At 64.0% G+C, this 15,332-nt stretch carries 15 protein-coding genes; 6 read left to right on the forward strand and 9 right to left on the reverse strand.

The window, feature by feature from the left end:
• Positions 1 to 164 precede the first annotated feature (164 nt).
• Together BLT08_RS02400 and BLT08_RS02405 are read left to right on the forward strand one after the other, a co-directional pair.
• Positions 165 to 1,031, forward strand: coding sequence for a lipase family protein (locus tag BLT08_RS02400; protein WP_090303185.1), 867 nt, complete (start codon positions 165 to 167; stop codon positions 1,029 to 1,031).
• A gap of 282 nt (positions 1,032 to 1,313) precedes the next feature.
• Entirely contained in the window at positions 1,314 to 2,201 is an 888-nt protein-coding gene (locus BLT08_RS02405) for a lipase/acyltransferase domain-containing protein (protein ID WP_394328183.1), read from the forward strand.
• Positions 2,202 to 2,620: 419 nt separating this feature from the next.
• Here the strand turns inward: BLT08_RS02405 and aspS are convergent, their stop codons facing one another.
• The 3 genes from aspS to BLT08_RS02420 form a co-directional block, all read right to left on the reverse strand.
• Positions 2,621 to 3,925 (reverse strand): aspartate--tRNA(Asn) ligase, encoded by a 1,305-nt coding sequence (aspS, locus tag BLT08_RS02410; RefSeq protein WP_090303187.1) that lies wholly within the window; start codon positions 3,923 to 3,925, stop codon positions 2,621 to 2,623.
• Positions 3,926 to 3,991: 66 nt separating this feature from the next.
• On the reverse strand, positions 3,992 to 4,363 hold the full coding sequence (locus BLT08_RS02415; RefSeq protein ID WP_006090448.1) for a type II toxin-antitoxin system VapC family toxin: 372 nt from the start codon (positions 4,361 to 4,363) through the stop codon (positions 3,992 to 3,994).
• Positions 4,364 to 4,612: an antitoxin VapB family protein gene (locus tag BLT08_RS02420; protein ID WP_090303188.1), complete on the reverse strand. Its 249-nt coding sequence runs from the start codon at positions 4,610 to 4,612 to the stop codon at positions 4,364 to 4,366. It lies immediately after the preceding gene.
• A 93-nt stretch (positions 4,613 to 4,705) separates the two neighbouring features.
• Between BLT08_RS02420 and BLT08_RS02425 the strand changes: the two genes are divergently transcribed.
• Entirely contained in the window at positions 4,706 to 5,491 is a 786-nt protein-coding gene (locus tag BLT08_RS02425; RefSeq protein ID WP_090303189.1) for an SIR2 family NAD-dependent protein deacylase, read from the forward strand.
• 9 nt (positions 5,492 to 5,500) lie between these two features.
• On the opposite strand, the gene BLT08_RS02430 is transcribed toward BLT08_RS02425, so the two are convergent.
• Positions 5,501 to 6,205, reverse strand: coding sequence for a phosphoglycerol geranylgeranyltransferase (locus BLT08_RS02430; RefSeq protein ID WP_090303190.1), 705 nt, complete (start codon positions 6,203 to 6,205; stop codon positions 5,501 to 5,503).
• A 498-nt stretch (positions 6,206 to 6,703) separates the two neighbouring features.
• Positions 6,704 to 7,633: a branched-chain amino acid transaminase gene (locus tag BLT08_RS02435; RefSeq protein ID WP_090303191.1), complete on the reverse strand. Its 930-nt coding sequence runs from the start codon at positions 7,631 to 7,633 to the stop codon at positions 6,704 to 6,706.
• Positions 7,634 to 7,874: 241 nt separating this feature from the next.
• On the opposite strand from BLT08_RS02435, the gene BLT08_RS02440 reads away from it, so the two are divergent.
• Positions 7,875 to 9,104 carry a beta-propeller fold lactonase family protein gene (locus BLT08_RS02440; protein ID WP_090303912.1) on the forward strand — a complete coding sequence of 410 codons (1,230 nt, stop codon included), beginning with the start codon at positions 7,875 to 7,877 and terminating at the stop codon, positions 9,102 to 9,104.
• 3 nt (positions 9,105 to 9,107) lie between these two features.
• Positions 9,108 to 11,150 carry a copper resistance CopC/CopD family protein gene (locus tag BLT08_RS02445; RefSeq protein ID WP_090303192.1) on the forward strand — a complete coding sequence of 681 codons (2,043 nt, stop codon included), beginning with the start codon at positions 9,108 to 9,110 and terminating at the stop codon, positions 11,148 to 11,150.
• A 105-nt stretch (positions 11,151 to 11,255) separates the two neighbouring features.
• On the opposite strand, the gene BLT08_RS02450 is transcribed toward BLT08_RS02445, so the two are convergent.
• Positions 11,256 to 11,789: a winged helix-turn-helix transcriptional regulator gene (locus BLT08_RS02450; protein ID WP_090303193.1), complete on the reverse strand. Its 534-nt coding sequence runs from the start codon at positions 11,787 to 11,789 to the stop codon at positions 11,256 to 11,258.
• A gap of 214 nt (positions 11,790 to 12,003) precedes the next feature.
• Here BLT08_RS02450 and BLT08_RS02455 point away from each other — a divergent pair, with 214 nt between their 5' ends.
• On the forward strand, positions 12,004 to 12,372 hold the full coding sequence (locus BLT08_RS02455) for a DUF7471 family protein (RefSeq protein WP_090303194.1): 369 nt from the start codon (positions 12,004 to 12,006) through the stop codon (positions 12,370 to 12,372).
• 24 nt (positions 12,373 to 12,396) lie between these two features.
• Here the strand turns inward: BLT08_RS02455 and ribB are convergent, their stop codons facing one another.
• From ribB to BLT08_RS02470, 3 genes are all read right to left on the reverse strand, one after another.
• Complete coding sequence (ribB, locus tag BLT08_RS02460) at positions 12,397 to 13,110, reverse strand: 3,4-dihydroxy-2-butanone-4-phosphate synthase (RefSeq protein WP_090303195.1); 714 nt, start codon at positions 13,108 to 13,110, stop codon at positions 12,397 to 12,399.
• Positions 13,107 to 13,814: a DUF120 domain-containing protein gene (locus BLT08_RS02465; RefSeq protein WP_090303196.1), complete on the reverse strand. Its 708-nt coding sequence runs from the start codon at positions 13,812 to 13,814 to the stop codon at positions 13,107 to 13,109. The genes ribB and BLT08_RS02465 overlap by 4 nt, the downstream gene beginning before the upstream one ends.
• A gap of 176 nt (positions 13,815 to 13,990) precedes the next feature.
• Positions 13,991 to 15,295, reverse strand: a complete 1,305-nt coding sequence (locus BLT08_RS02470; RefSeq protein WP_090303197.1) for an acyl-CoA thioester hydrolase/BAAT C-terminal domain-containing protein — start codon at positions 15,293 to 15,295, stop codon at positions 13,991 to 13,993.
• Positions 15,296 to 15,332: the final 37 nt, after the last annotated feature.

The following is a 15,332-nucleotide window of genomic DNA, read 5'->3' on the forward strand; positions in this document are numbered from 1 at the left end:
AAGACGGACAGTTGAGAACCATCTGTAGGCCCGGAGCCGACTGCTTTCAAACCCGTACAGTGTATTCTCTAATTAGCTAACGTCTGAAAACGGTGGGCGTATAAAGGAGTTCACATCAGAGCGAATAAAATGAAATCCGATAGCCGATACTGTTTGAATGGATCATGGCAGATAACAACAAGCAACGGAACCTGCCGGGGGAATCGACGCGCACGAACCGACGAGCCGTACTCAAAGCCACGGGAGCGACGGTCGTCGGAGCGACGGGGCTGGCCGCGGTGTCCGGATCGGCATCGGCTTACAGTCACGAAATCGAAACTATCGAAATAGACGAGGGCGGCTGGTTCAGCGGGTGGAGCGCGGACGGCAGCCTTCCGGTCGCGGACGAAGTGTTCGTCTTCATCCACGGCTGGTTCGGCGACTCGACCGTCTCGAGTCAGGCTGACGATGTTCTGGGGTCGCTAGAGGACGGCGGGTACGACCCCGATGAAGCCGTCGCCCTCGAGTGGCCCGCATCGACGATCAATTTCTTCGGCGCCGAGAGCGACACCGAAGACGTCGGTGAGGTCGCCGCCGAACTCGCCGAGGAGTTCTACGACGACGGCGGCGGCAACATCCGCCTCGTCGGTCACTCCCTCGGGGGCCGCTGTGTCCTCTGGGCCGCGACGAAACTGAGTTCGGGTTACGAGATCGACACCGTCGCGCCCCTCGGCGCGGCCGCCGACGGCTCGGAACTCTGTGAGGACCTCTGGATCGACGGCATCGACAACGCCGGCGAGGTCCGCAACTACCACTCCGAGAACGACTCGACGGTCGGCGCAGCCTACGGCGGCTGGGGCGACACTGCGCTCGGCAACGAGGGCGCCGGCTGTGACCCAGACGGCTACACGGACGTCGACGTGACCGACAGCGTTGGCAGCCACATGGGCTTCCTGGGTGACGAAGCGGTCGGTGCCGACCTCGCCGCTGCGATCGACGGCGACCCCGACGACAATGACGACGATGACGACGACGGCTGGGGCTGGTGGTAACGCGACGGCCAATCGCTGTTCCAGAATCGAGCTCTGTACGTCGACCGTTTTCTCGAGCCGATCACCATCGGGGGCACGCGTGTAATTTTGCACCCCTCGCACCCTCGGCACGTTACTGATATTGCTGTTTAGAGCGTATTTGGCGAACAACCATTCCCTGTATGGTCGATCATTCTACCACTGAAAATACTACCCACTACCTGAATTAACAACGATACCTGGTAGCATATAAATAGATTCGTTACTGAGCAGGTAAAATGAATATTCTTCCTGGGAAACGATATGCTGTCGATGACAGACAACGACTCACCACGCGAAGCGGACGAATCGACGACGCCGAGCCGACGAACGATGCTGAAAGGAACCGGAGCGGCCATCGTAGGCACAGCGGGTCTGGCCGCGTCGTCCAGTTCGGCTACCGCCGTCTCGAGTTGGGATATCGAGGTTCTCGAGGTTGGTGACAGCGTCTTCGGAATCGGCTCGACGCCATCGATCCCCGTCGGCGATGAAGTGTTCGTCTACGTCCACGGCTGGTTCGGCGACTCGACCGTCTCGAGTCAGGCCGCAGACGTCGCAACCTCGATGGAGGACGTCGGCTACGAGGCCGACGAGTACGTCGGCATCGAGTGGGACGCGACGACGATCAACTTCCCGTCCGCCGAAAGCGAGACCGAAGACGTCGGCGAGGAACTCGCCGAGATGGTCGAGGAGTTCTACGACGACGGCGGCGGCAACCTTCGACTCATCGGTCACTCGCTGGGCGGCCGCATCGTCCTCGAGACTGTCAATCACATGGACGACGACTACGAAATCGAAACCGTCGCGCCGCTCGGAGCCGCCGCAGACGGCGACATGGTCTGCGAGGGGAGCGACGGACTGTTCAGCGACAACTGGTACGACGGTATCGCGGCGAACGCGGACGAGGTTCGCAACTACCACTCCGAGAACGATTCGACGGTCGGTGCGGCCTACGGTGGCTTCTTCGGTGCCGCACTGGGTAACGACGGCGCGGGCTGTCCGGGCGACACGGCGGACAACTACACGGACGTCGACGTGACCGACAGCGTCTCGAGTCACCTGGGCTTCCTGGGCGACGAGGCAGTGGGTGCCAACCTCGCCGAAGCGGCCGGCGTCGACGTTGACGATGACGACGGCTGGGGCTGGTGGTAACGGCCCGCCGATTCCCCGAGCACCGTCCGCATCGCTCGCACGCAGCGTCTTCGATAGGCGGTAGACACGAACGTGCTCGAAAAATCGAATGTTTCGCTCGAGTTGCACCGACTCTTCGTCTGTCGCCTCCGGCGAGAGTCGCTGTTGGTCCGGCGAGACTTCCTGCGGTCGCATCGCTGGCTCCCAGATAGTCGCCACTCGCGTGTCGCTTTGCTCCCGCTCGCGTTTTCGAGGACGCTCCTATCAGTCGCGTCCTCGTCTACGGCGACAAACGCTGGCGATCTCGCGGGAATAACGCGGGACCAAAGGTCCCGCGAACTCCCACTCGCCGGTCAGCGGCGAGCCCGATTACGGGCTCAGCCGCTGCCGGTCCGGCGAGACTCCCTGCGGTCGTCTCACTGGCTCCCAGACATTTCGCCCTACGGGCTCAATCTCTGGCGATCACGCGGGAAGAGAACAGCCTCTCGAATGTTGTCCAGTCCGAGAATCGTCATCACGAGTCGCTCGCCGCCGAGGCCGAAGCCGGCGTGCGGTGGCATCCCGTACTTGAACATCTTCGTGTAGTACTCGAACTGGTCGGGGTCGAGGCCCTGCTGTTCGAAGCCCTCGATGAGTTTTTCGTAGCGGTGTTCGCGCTGCCCGCCGGAGACGAGTTCCATGCGCGGGTGCATCAGGTCGAAGCCGGTCGAAAGCTGCTCGTCGTCGTCGTGATCCTTGATGTAGAACGGCTTGATCTCGCTCGGCCAGTCGGTGATGAAGTAGTGGCCGCCGACGTCGTCGCCGAGCGCCTTCTCGCCCTCGGTCGGCAGGTCGTCGCCCCAGACGAGCTGCTCGTCGAGTTCGCCCGTCGCGTTGATTCGCTCGATGGCCTCCTCGTAGCTGAGCCGCGGGAACGCCTCGTCGGGAACCTCGAACTCGTCCTCGAGGCCGAGCGCCTCGAGTTCGTCGCTACAGTTCTCCTGAATGGCCTCGTAGGCGGCCGTGACGACGCCTTCGACGACGTCCATCGCGTCGTTCTGGTCGCAGAACGCACCCTCGAAGTCGATCGAGGTTGCCTCGTTGAGGTGTCGCGGCGTGTTGTGCTCTTCGGCGCGGAAGATCGGCCCGATCTCGAAGACCCGCTCGACGTTCGAACCCGCGATCAGCTGCTTGAACAGCTGTGGCGACTGGTTCATGAACGCTTCCTCGCCGAAGTAGGTGATCGGGAAGAGCTCAGTGCCGCCTTCGGTCCCCGTGGCGACGATCTTCGGCGTGTTGATCTCCGTACAGTCGAACGCGCGGAACTGCTCGCGGACGGCGCGCAGGATTTCGGCGCGGATCTCGAAAACGGCCTGGACCTCCTCCTTGCGGAGGTCGAGGGTGCGGTTGTCCAGACGCGTCGAGAGTTCGGCGTCGACCTTTCCGGACGGGTCGAGCGGCAGTTCGGGGTCGGCCGGTGCAACGACCTCGACCTCCTCGGGCGTGATCTCGACGCCCGTCGGCGCGCGCGGCTCCTCTTCGACCGCGCCGGTGACTTTGACGACGCTCTCTCGAGAGACGCCCAGCCCCGTCTCGACGAGCTCTTCGTCCATGTCGTCTTTCTCGAACTTGACCTGGATCTTGCCGGAGTTGTCTCGGAGAATCAGGAAGGCAATTCCGCCAAGGTCTCGGATCTCGTGAACCCAGCCGGCGACGGTCGCGTCGTCGCCCGGCTCGGCGTCGGCAGTGTAAATTCTGTCCTGCATACCCACCGATTCCGGTCGCCGGAACTTAAGCGCAATCGTTCGAGTCCGACTGAACGCTAGCGGAATTCAGTAGGGTGTTACCGAGGCACTCGTCCGCTGAAACTCGTCGACGTTCCTCGTGACGACGGCTTTATTCGCCTCGAGCGCTGTCGCTGCAATCATTACGTCGATGGCACCGATCTGTTCTCCCTGTTTGCGGAGCACTCGTTGTTCTTTCATTGCTCGCCGTGACTCGGTAAGCCCGTATGGAAGAACGTCCACTCGTTGAACGATCGTCTCGAACCGTTCTCGATCGGTGTTCGAGAGTCCGAACCCAACTTCCGAAACGGTAAGCGTAGATACCGACGCCTCTTGCCAACTGAATTCGTCCAGTTTTGCGATCGCAGCGGCGTCTTCTGCAAAGAGATCTATGAGAAAACAGCTGTCCAACAGAACCATTTACTGGTCCTCGTCAGCTCGTTCGCCGCTACCGAACCGGTTATTCACATCTTCTCGGAACTCGTTCGAACGTGTCCGAACGTTCTCGAGTTCGTCTTCATCGACGAGTCCGATTAGCTCTCGAAGCGGATTCGTATCGTCCTCAACGAGCAGACGGTCGATTGCATCACTGAAGCTTTCGCCGTCCCGCTTTTCTCTGTTGAGCCGCCGGTACGTTTCGTCCTTGAGGCTCACTGTCTTACTCCCCATCTGTGTATCTACATTTTTCATTCTATGCATATGTGTTTTTCGCAGATCATCACCACCATAACGAGTTTTGAGCCTGCAGTCCGACCATCCGATATGGACGACCTCGAGCGACTCGCCGACGATATCCGCGATGCAGAGACCGTCGTCGCCTTCACCGGTGCGGGGATCTCCGAACCGTCCGGCGTCCCGACGTTTCGCGGCGACGACGGCGTCTGGGACAAGTTCGACGAGGGCCAGTTCACCTACGGCCGGTTCCGGCGCGATCCGGAGGGGTTCTGGAACGATCGCGTCGAACTTCAACGGGTGATGTTCGACGGGGAGTACGAGCCCAACGCGGCCCACGAGGCGCTGGCCGCGATGGGACGGGACGGCTATCTCGAGGCGATCCTTACCCAGAACACGGACGGATTACACGGTGAGGCTGCGGAATCGGTGGGCGATGAGTCCGCCGCCGAGGAGGCGGACGAAACGACCATCCTCGAACTCCACGGCAACTCCCAGCGAGTACGCTGCATCGACTGTGGAAAACGCGTGGACGGCGATCCGATCTTCGAGCGCGCAGCCGACGGGGAACGCCCGCCGACCTGCGACTGCGGCGGCGTCTACAAACCCGACGTCGTCCTCTTCGGCGAGCAACTGCCCGGCGCGGTCATTCAGCGCGCCCGATCGCTCGCCCGCGAGAGCGACGTCTTCCTCGCCATCGGCTCTTCGCTGGTGGTAGAACCCGCCGCGTCGCTGCCCCGACTCGCCGCGTCGTCGGGCGCAACCGTCGGGATCGTCAACCTCGAGTCGACGCCGGTCGACGGTTCGGCGGACGTGATCGTCCGCGAGGACGTAACGGACGTGCTGCCGGCGATTCGGGACCTCGTCGAGAAGTAACGCCCGTCCTCAGGCGTCGTTCGCCGCCGCGACCGTCTCGCGGACGGCCTCGACGCCCTCGTCGTGGGCGAGATCGCCGACGACGATCACGTCGGCGTACTGGGCCATCGTCGCGGCCGAGTCGTAGTCGTGGATGCCGCCGCCGTAGAACAGCGTCGCCTCCTCGGTCGCTTCGCCTGCCGCCTCGACGATTTTCTCATCGCCGAACATCCCGGAGTACTCGACGTAGACGATCTCCTGGCCGAACATCCGTTCGGCGATCTGGGCGTAGGCGGCGACGTCGTCGGCGTCGAGATCGCAGTCGGCCTCGGTGTACGTCGCGACGTCGGCGTCGGGGTTCATCACGATGTAGGCCTCGGTCCAGGTTCGATCCCAGTCGAGACCGTTATCGAGTCGGACCCACTCCTTGTGTGCGCCCGTGATCCAGAACGGCGAGCCGGCGTTGAAGACGGACGGGATGAGATACCCCTCGAGCGCCCGGTTGTCGATGACGACGTCGGGACTCGAAGGTTCCTGGTAGAGCGGCACGTCGTGTTCGGCGCAGGCGTCGACGACGGCCTCCATGTTCTCCTCGGTGATGCCCATGGTGCCGCCGACTTCGATCGCGTCGGTGCCGGTCGCACAGAGATCGCCGTAGGTGACGCCCTCGGGGAGTTCCTTGTCGGGATCGATCTTGAGAATGTGGTTCCAATCGTCCCAGGGGCAGGTAGTCATACCCGTCGTTTCCCGACAACCGGCAAAAACGCTACGAAAGCGACGGGTAGCTGAAATCGGGTTCGTGGATGGAATCAGGTGCGACTCGAGAGTGCGACGATGAGAGTTCCAGCGGACAGTAGAGTGGCCCTCTGTACCACAAGAGTTATCCATATTTGTTGGTGGTCTATAACAGATGATGGGAAAAGGGACAAGCAAAGAAGCGTTAGTCGTTATCCTTGGCTCCGTACTATTCCTCATCTCGTTGTATTTGGCAGACAGTAGAGCCGTCCAACTGACGCTTGTTGCTGCGGTTGCTGTTCTTGTCCCCATATTTCTTGCTGAGCGACGAAGACAGTCTGAGAGTGATATGTGAGTCAATTTCGGACCGCTCAACTCGCGTAGCAAGCGAGCGACGCGTTCGCCGAGAACAGCCGCCAACGAAGCGCAGTTCGAGATCCACTCGAGAGTCATCGTCGAAAGAGCCGAGATACCGGTACTAACGACCGAACTGTCAGCTCAGACGTACTCGAACCACTCGTCGTAGGCGTCGGTTCGGCGCTCGACGACGTCGAAGAACCGCTGCTGGATGTCCTCGGTGACGGGGCCGCGGGAGCCGTCGCCGATGACGACGTTGTCGACCTTCCGGATGGGCGTGACCTCGGCCGCGGAGCCGGTGAAGAACAGTTCGTCGGCCGTGTTGAGTTCGCCGCGGGAGATCGAGACGCTGTCGTGGACCGTGTAGCCGAGATCCTCCGCGATCTCGATCACGGTGTCGCGGGTGATGCCGTCGAGGATGGACTCCGAGAGTCCGGGCGTGTGGATCTCGCCGTCGCGCACGAGGAAGATGTTCTCGCCGGGGCCTTCCGCAACGTTGCCCTCCTTGTTCAGGACGATGGCCTCCGCGTAGCCGTTGCGGCGGGCTTCCTCGCCCGCGAGCATGCTGTTGACGTAGAGGCCCGTCGTCTTCGCGTTCGTCGGAATCTGGCTCGAGGCGTGCTTGCGCCACGAGGAGATCATCACGTCGATCCCTTCCTCGAGCGCCTCCTCGCCGAGGTACGCGCCCCACGGCCAGACCGCAATGGCGGTGCGGGTCGGACAGTCCTTCGGACTGACGCCGAGGGAGTTGTAGCCGTAGAACGCGACGGGGCGGATGTAACAGGACTCGAGATCCTGACTCGTGATGAGTTCCTTCGTCGCCTCGGTGAGTTCCTCGACGGTGTAGTCGATGTCCATCTCGTAGGGCTTTGCCGACTGGAAGAGCCGTTCTAAGTGCTCTTCCCAGCGGAAGATAGCCGGCCCTTCCTCGGTGTCGTAACACCGGGCACCCTCGAAGACGCCGCTGCCGTAGTGAAGTCCATGGGTCAACACGTGGACCTGGGCGTCGTCCCAGTCGACGAACTCGCCGTCCATCCAGATCGTGTCGACGTCCATCTCATCGAATCCCATGGTCGAGAGTGTTGAACACCACCGTACTAAGTGTTCGCGATTTCCGTAACGGAAGCGGCCGATGAGATCGAAGTGGGATGGCTCTCGCGTCTGCTGTGATCGATTGATCGATCGATACTCGCCGACCGGCGTAGTATCCGACCGGACAGTGCGAGAACCATCGAATTTCCACGTCCCTTAGTAACACGGTTTCGGCTGCCGTACCAAAATGGGCTATACGATCGCGGCCATTCGATCGCGTATGGACGGTTCACTCGATCGACGACGCTTCGTACAGGTAGTTGCCGGCAGTTCCGCGATCGCTCTCGCCGGCTGCGTCGGGGGAGACGATGACGGCGGTGACGACGGTACCGACGACGAGTCGAACGGCGACGAATCGAACGGTGAGGGAAGCGAAGAGCTCATTTACGCGTTCGCACCGAACACGATCGCGATCATCGATCCGGAGGAGGGCGAGGTCGTCGACGAGATTACCGACGGACTCGACGACGAGGGATGGGGCGATCCGCGGATCACGGCCGACTACAGCGAGATCTACGTCATCCGGGAGTCGCCGTCTCAGGTGCTCGTCATCGACACCGAAACCCGTGAGATCGTCGACGAGATCGACGTCGGACCAGATCCGACGCACATGTACCACCCGAACGACGACGAGATGTGGGCCCACAGCGACGACGAGGGGACGTTCTACGTCATCGACACCGACTCCCACGACGTCACGGAGATCGTCCAGTCCGGCCTCGAGAACGAGGGCCACGGCAAACTGCTCTACCACGAGGACTTCGGCGAGATGGGGTACGCGACGAACGTCAACGACCCCGCGGCGCTGATCATCGATCTCGAGGCGTACGAACGGACGGACTACGTCGAACTCGAGAACGAGGACGAGGGAACCCATTACAAGGCCTACGCGCCCGAGACGGGACTCGCGTACTTCGAGCACGGCGACGCGACCGCCGTGGTCGACACCGAGGACGACGAGGTCGTCGAGTACCTCGACTTCGCGGGCGGCATGTACCTCTCCCCGGACGAGCAGGTTCTCGGCGTCCTCGACGGCAACAGCATCCGGTTCCTCGACGCGACGAGCGACGAGAGCGACGAACTCGGTGTCGTCGACGTCGACGAGGGGCCGGACGCCCTCCGCTATCACGAGGCCGAAGACGGCACGCTCTACGCGTTTACCGCCCACACGCAGACCGATCAGGCGTCGATCATCGACGTCGACGCGCTCGAGATCGTCGAGACGGTCGACGTCGGCTACATCGAACGCCCCGAGGATGCACCGTTCCTCCACCGGTCCGGCGTCGCCGGCGGCGGCTACTTCATCACCCCCGCTGACGAGGACGGTACTGTCGCGATCGTCGACATGGAAGCCCAGGAACTCGTCGAACACGTCGAAGTCGAGGAAGGCGTCGACACGGTGCAGTTTGTCGGCGACTCCGGCGGCGGATACACCGGAAACCTTCGCTAACCGATGGAGACGACATCGTCGGTCGACGGCGACGGTCCGCTCTCTCGGAAGTCCCTACTCGCGTCTGTGCTCGTCGTACTCGTCGTGATGGCGCTCGCGATCGGACTCGTCGCGACCCCGGTTGCGGCCCACGCCTACCTGAGCGACTCCGACCCCGGAAACGGCGAACAGCTCGACGACGTCCCCGAGGAGGTCACCCTCTCCTTCTCGGGAGACGGCGTCGTCAACGCCGATATCGTCGTCGAGGGGCCGGACGGTGAGCCGGTCTCGAGCGAGCCCGAGATCGACGACGAGGACAACCAGATCGTCCGCGTGCCGATCGACGACGCCGACGGCGAGGATGGGATGTACACCGTCGACTGGGAGGTCCTCGCCGACGACGGCCACACCACCTCCGGCTCGTTCTTTTTCGCCGTCGGCGACGAACCGCTCGATCGCGACGCCGTTCTCGAGGCCTACGAAGAGGGAGGCGAGGGCGATGAGGACGAGTCGGTCCCGCCGCTCGAAGCGGGAGCGAAGGCGCTGTTGCTCGTCGGCGTCGCCGGCCTGATCGGGATTCCGGCGGTCGCGGCCGTCGCCGTCGGTCCGGCGGTCGCTCGAGCGGACGCGACACAGCGAGAACTGATCGACGGACGGATCGGCACGCTCCTCGCCGGCGCCGCCGGACTCACGGTTCTGGGCTCGATCGCGCTCGGACTCGCTCGGAGCACGGCACTCGGGCCGCTCTCGACCGAGACGATCGCCCAGTTCACGGAGACGCCGCTCGGGGAGGCCTGGCTCGTGCAAGTGGCTCTCGCCGTCGGCGTCGCCGGGATCGTCGCGGCGCTGGCTCGCGGGCGGCTCCCGCGACGCGGAGCGCTGGCCGGAACGCTCGTCGGGGCGCTGGCCGTCGCGGGAACGATCGCGTGGACGAGTCACTCCGCGACCGCGATCGATCGAGTGAACGGCACTATCGTGGATTTCGCCCACATCGCCGGCGCCGGCCTCTGGGTCGGCGGGCTGGCCGTCCTCGCGTTCGTCGTCGTGCCGACGGTTCGGAACGCACACCCCGAGGACCGTCCCGTCTTGCTCGCGGGGACGATCCGGCGGTTCTCGATCCTCGCGCTCGTCGGCGTCACGTTCGTCGTCGGGACGGGGTTCGTCCTGGCGTCGTGGCACGTCCCGACCGCCAGCGGCCTCACGGACACGTTCTACGGCCTCGTTCTGGCCGCGAAACTCCTCCTCGTCGTCGCCGCGCTCGCGCTCGGCGGCCTCACCCGATACGTTCTCCTGGGTCGACTCGAGTCATCTCCGCCGACGGACGCCGTCGACGGTTCGCGCCCGGCAAGTACGGACGGCGGAAGCGACGGGAGCGGCCGGCAGCTGACGGTCACGCGGATCGCTCGAGCCGTCCGGCTCGAGGTCACGCTGCTAGTCGTCGTCCTGTTGCTCTCGGGGCTGCTCACGTCCGCCCCGACGGCCGCGGTCGCGGGTGCGGGCGGCGACGAACCGATCGAAGCGACCATCGAGTACGAGTACGACGACGTGCTCGTCGACGTGTCGGCGCTCCCGGCCGCCAACGAGTCGACCGACGAGTCGTTCGAGCTTCGAGCGAACGAGCCGATCGTCTTCGAGGTCGCCTTCCTCGAGAACGGCTCACCGGTCGACTCCGAACAGCCAGTTCGGCTGCTGGCGAGCGGCGGGGACGGCACGGAGATCGAAGTCGAACTCGAGGAGACCGACGACGGCACCTACGCGACGGTCCAGCCGCTTCCCGACGCGGGCGAGTGGGAGCTTCGCGTCACCGGTTCACCCGGCGGCTCCTACGTCAGCGAGTGGATCGATGCGACCGCGCTTCCCGCGGACGAGCACGCCGACCACGACGACGGTGCGGAGGAGCACGACCACGCGGACCACGATCACGATGGAGACGGTCACGACCACGGCTCCGCTGACGAGGCGTCGCCGTTTCAAACGCTGCTCGAGTTCGGTGCCGTCGCGACCGTGGTCGCCGGTTCGCTCGCGGTCGCCGTCGAAGGGCTCCAACTTCGGCGTAGAAACAGCTGAAACAGCAGCGGTCCGTTCACCTCAGTCGAAAATCGCCGTTCGCCGCTCCTTCCGATTCGACCGTTGGGACCGCTCGATTCGAATTGTCGATGTCGAGTCCGACGGCTACGTCTGTCCCGAGCTCGACGTCCCCTCGAGCAACCCGTCGACGAGTCGGGTGAACCGATCGACGAGTCGGTCGGGAACCGTCGGAGTCACGTCCGAGAGCAGCGGCGCGGTTCGCTCCGGATTCGCGAGCGAGAGCGTGACGCGATTGCGCTCGTCGTAGGTTTTGTCGACGATCTCGCGTTCGACCAGGTGATCGAGGTGGTACTCGAGCGTGCTCCTGGCGATCCCGAGGTCGTCGGCGACCGTCGCGGGCCGACACGGCTCGTGTTCGATCAGGTAGACGACGAGCTCTCGGACCGTTTCGCGGCGGAACAGCGCGAGCGCACCGCGCTCCCACGCGTCGTATGCTGGCGGGTAGTAGTGCGTCTGGCCGTGGCATTCCTCGCGAACGAGGTCGCCAGCGTCGATCAATCGACGGATGTGATACTGAATCTGTCCCGGCGCGTACGCCGACTCCCTGACGAGTTCGTTGAAGTGGATGCCGGCGTTCGATCGGACGTGGGCCCTGATTTGGTCTCGAGTATCGCTCATGGGAATCGATCTGTCTCCGCGTTCACCGCTCGTATGACCGAACGATGGCTGCTACCACCGACTAGCGCTGGGAACCTGATAACGGCTTTTGATCGTTCCCAACAGATAAGAACCGACATATGACCCGTCCCGTCGGATCGAACGGGGCCCGCGAGCGGGAGACGGAGCCGACCGAAGCACATAGGTAGCTCACATGCCATGTAGCGTCGTGTAGATGGATCACACGAGTCCCTTCGACATCCCGTGGCTGGATCCGCAGCTGGCCCCGGTGTTACTCGCCGTGCTCGTCCTCGCCGTCGTCGGGACGACGATCCTCTTTTGCTGTGGCGTCGTCGCCTACTCGCGGCGACGGTCGATGCGTTATCTGCTGATCACGGTCGTGCTCGGACTCCTCGCGCTCCGATCGGTCGTCGGACTCGGAACGGCCTTCGGACTCGTCCCGATGACGATACACCACCTCGTCGAACACGGGCTCGACTTTACGATCGCCGTGCTCATCCTGTACGCAGTCTACCGAAGCGGCCCGACGAATGGTACTGAAACGGAGACTGAACGGACGACGTCCGACCTGGACGGCGATTGAGCCGCAGTCCGATCCACAGCTCCGCTACCCGAGTCGCTCGAGGACGTCGCTGCCCTCGAGATAGCGAAAGTCGTGGCGATCCGCGTAGGCGCGGGCGTCGACGGGGGTCAGCGCCTCGCCGGTTTCGTCGTCCAACATCTCGCAGACGACGACGGCGGGCGAGAGGTCGGCGGCTTCGGCGAGGGCGACGCCAAGTTCGGTGTGGCCCTCGCGCTGGGCGACGAGATCGGGCGCGGCCTTGAGCAGGTGGACGTGCCCAGGCACGCGGAACTCCGCCGCGAAGTCGGTCTCCTCCGGTGCGCCTGCAGCCGCGCCCAGCGCCCGGATCGTCAGCGACCGATCGTTGTCCGTGATCCCGGTGTAGGTATCCCGGTGGTTGACCGTCAGCGAGAACGACGAGCGCTCGTCGTAGCCGAGTTCGTGGTCGCCGCTCGCGGGGTGGTCGACCTCGTCGGTGTAGAACGGGAGGTCGAACGCCTCGGCGAGATCGTGGCCGAGGGCGACGCAGACGAGGCCGCCGGCATCGTTTCGCAGGCGAGCGACCGCCTCGGGCGTGACGCTATCGGCGTGGTAGATCAGATCCGTCTCGCCCTCGCGATCGGCCGCGTCGTGAACGAGCACGGGTTCGCCGGCCCGGAGCGAGTCGAGGGCGTCTTCGACCGAGTCGGCCGTCGCCGTCGAACCAGTTCCGTCACCCCCGCCGGCGTTCGGTCGCGTTCCGGCGTGGTGGCCGGTCATCGTCGATCACCCACGTAGACCGTGACGTGATCCTCATCGTCGAGATCGAGCGTCTCGCGCAGTTTCTCGGGCGCGATGACCTCGAGCTGGTCCTCGTCGTGGTGAGTTCGCTCGGGTGCGATGATGTGGGCGTCCTCGTAGCGCTCGCCTTCGGCCGTTTCGATCGTCGCCCGGTGACAGACTGCCGGGCCGTAGGTGCGCTCGTCGTCCTCCCAGCCGTCGATCGGGACCGGCTCGAGCGAGGCGAGAGCGCTGCGTCGGCGGACGCTGTCCTCCCGCAGGTCGACGTTCAGGGTGCCGGGGAACGGCTCGTAACCGAGTCGTTCCTCGAACTGCCGCATATAGCCCGACAGCGAGATGTAGTGACGGCCCTCGCCCATCCCGCTGGTGACGGTGCCGTCGAGTTCGATCTCCGAGTCCGTCTCGAAGATGCGACGGTAGTCCTCGTACTCGGCGTGGAGTGCGCGCTCGCCCTCGTCGGTGATTGCCACCCACTGGCCGTCGCTGACGGTATCGCGCTCGAGGAGGTCGGCACTCTCGAGGCGCTGAAGCCGTCGCGAGGCGGTCTGGTTCGACGCATTCAGTCGTTCTGCGAGGTGAGAACAGGAGATCTTGACGTCGCCCTCGAGGCCGCCCTCGAGCGCGAGCAGTTTGAGCACGGCGAGTTCGTCGTGCCCGACGGCAGACTCGGCTGACACTGACATACCGAAGGCTATGGGACAGCTACCTAAAAGCATACCGAATGTGGTATGCATAACAGAACTGTGATGGAGTTGGCGAGCGTTTATCGCCGGTACCACACGGTTGGGGAGTCGAGGCAAAAAGCCACCGGTGGCTCCCGCTGTAGGAATACGGTCAGTCGAATGTCGAGGGCAGAGACTCATCTAATGGTCGAAAACGCCTCCAGAACGTGCGGCCAGTGTTCGTGGGCCGCCCGTGCGTTCCCGGCTAACGATCCGCCGAATTCCTCCGCTGTCGTCCCCCTAACCGGCCGGTACGGCGGATAGATCCCGTGACCCGCCGTCTCGTAGACGAGATGCTCGAACGAGCGACGGCCCTGCGATTCGAACCGTTCGACCGCGGTCTCGTGGAGTCGTGCGGTCGGCCACAGTTCGTCGTCGCCGCCAGAGACCAACACGACGTTACCGTCGATCCGCTCGACGGGAATCGTGGCGGCGTCGATCGTCTCCGCACTCGCGGCCTCGAGCGATTCGACGAAAAATTCCCGTCCGGACAGCCCCTCCTCGGTCACACCGTCGTGGTACGGAACGTACGGTATCGGCTCGCCGCCCAGCGACCACGACGACGTTTCGGGCGGGTCGGTTACGGTGGCCCCACCCTCCCAGACCAGCCCGCTGCCGACGATCGAAACGACCGGACCGATCGCGTCGAACTGACTGCCGGCGAGCAGTGCGAGTTCGCCCCCCTTCGACATCCCGATCACGCCGACCCGATCGCCGATCACCCCGTCGCGATCGAGGAGCCACTCGGCCGCCGTTTCGACGTACTCGAGCGGAATCTCGACGAGATCGTCCGGAAGCCCCCCAGCTCCGAAGTACTGCAGTGCGAACGCCGTATATCTCCGCTGAGCGAGCTGTAACGCGTGGTCGATCAGCGGCCGACCGTCGGAGCCGTGCAGGACGAGGATGCCGGGCCCACCGTCGCCGTCGAGCGGCTCGAACACGTCGCCGACCAACTCGGCGTGGTCGGGCTCCGCGGCCGCTTCGGGGTCCGGATGCCGTCGGCGCAGTTCGGTCGAGCCGAACCGCTCGTCCTCGGTCCCGACGCTGTAGGTCAGTCGTTCCTCGCCCGAGGGCAGATACTCCCAGAACGACTCGTAGCTACACTGGATCAGTGCGACCGGGATCGGCACGTCGAGGTCCGCCGGCACGTGGCCGTCGACGACCCTCGCGCTCGACAGATCGAGCCGGCCCTCACCGTCGGTCTCGAGCGTCGAAATCGCATCAGAACCGCCCTCCGGCCACTCGAGAGTTACCTCGAGTTCTGTCGTCGCGGAGAGCCCGTCGACCGTCAGGTCGAACGGCTCGTCGGGCCGGACTTCCTGGGGGTGGTCGAACGCGATGCCGTCGTCCGAATCGTCTCCGCAACAGCCGGCGACGCCCGCTGCGAGAGCAGTTCCGAGAGTCGCGACGGTCCGTCGCCGACTGTAGCTCCGATCTCGCATCTTCCGTTCGTGTTCACACTACCCACAGATGTCACCG

Source organism: Natronorubrum texcoconense (assembly GCF_900100335.1).
Taxonomy (GTDB): Archaea; Halobacteriota; Halobacteria; order Halobacteriales; family Natrialbaceae; genus Natronorubrum; species Natronorubrum texcoconense.

Bases quoted from the DNA above. Each gene is read 5' to 3' on its own strand.
- BLT08_RS02400 (WP_090303185.1), top strand. From the start codon at position 165: ATGGCAGATAACAACAAGCAACGGAACCTGCCGGGGGAATCGACGCGC.
- BLT08_RS02405 (WP_394328183.1), top strand. From the start codon at position 1,314: ATGCTGTCGATGACAGACAACGACTCACCACGCGAAGCGGACGAATCG.
- aspS (WP_090303187.1), bottom strand. From the start codon at position 3,925: ATGCAGGACAGAATTTACACTGCCGACGCCGAGCCGGGCGACGACGCG.
- BLT08_RS02415 (WP_006090448.1), bottom strand. From the start codon at position 4,363: ATGGTTCTGTTGGACAGCTGTTTTCTCATAGATCTCTTTGCAGAAGAC.
- BLT08_RS02420 (WP_090303188.1), bottom strand. From the start codon at position 4,612: ATGGGGAGTAAGACAGTGAGCCTCAAGGACGAAACGTACCGGCGGCTC.
- BLT08_RS02425 (WP_090303189.1), top strand. From the start codon at position 4,706: ATGGACGACCTCGAGCGACTCGCCGACGATATCCGCGATGCAGAGACC.
- BLT08_RS02430 (WP_090303190.1), bottom strand. From the start codon at position 6,205: ATGACTACCTGCCCCTGGGACGATTGGAACCACATTCTCAAGATCGAT.
- BLT08_RS02435 (WP_090303191.1), bottom strand. From the start codon at position 7,633: ATGGGATTCGATGAGATGGACGTCGACACGATCTGGATGGACGGCGAG.
- BLT08_RS02440 (WP_090303912.1), top strand. From the start codon at position 7,875: ATGGACGGTTCACTCGATCGACGACGCTTCGTACAGGTAGTTGCCGGC.
- BLT08_RS02445 (WP_090303192.1), top strand. From the start codon at position 9,108: ATGGAGACGACATCGTCGGTCGACGGCGACGGTCCGCTCTCTCGGAAG.
- BLT08_RS02450 (WP_090303193.1), bottom strand. From the start codon at position 11,789: ATGAGCGATACTCGAGACCAAATCAGGGCCCACGTCCGATCGAACGCC.
- BLT08_RS02455 (WP_090303194.1), top strand. From the start codon at position 12,004: ATGGATCACACGAGTCCCTTCGACATCCCGTGGCTGGATCCGCAGCTG.
- ribB (WP_090303195.1), bottom strand. From the start codon at position 13,110: ATGACCGGCCACCACGCCGGAACGCGACCGAACGCCGGCGGGGGTGAC.
- BLT08_RS02465 (WP_090303196.1), bottom strand. From the start codon at position 13,814: ATGTCAGTGTCAGCCGAGTCTGCCGTCGGGCACGACGAACTCGCCGTG.
- BLT08_RS02470 (WP_090303197.1), bottom strand. From the start codon at position 15,295: ATGCGAGATCGGAGCTACAGTCGGCGACGGACCGTCGCGACTCTCGGA.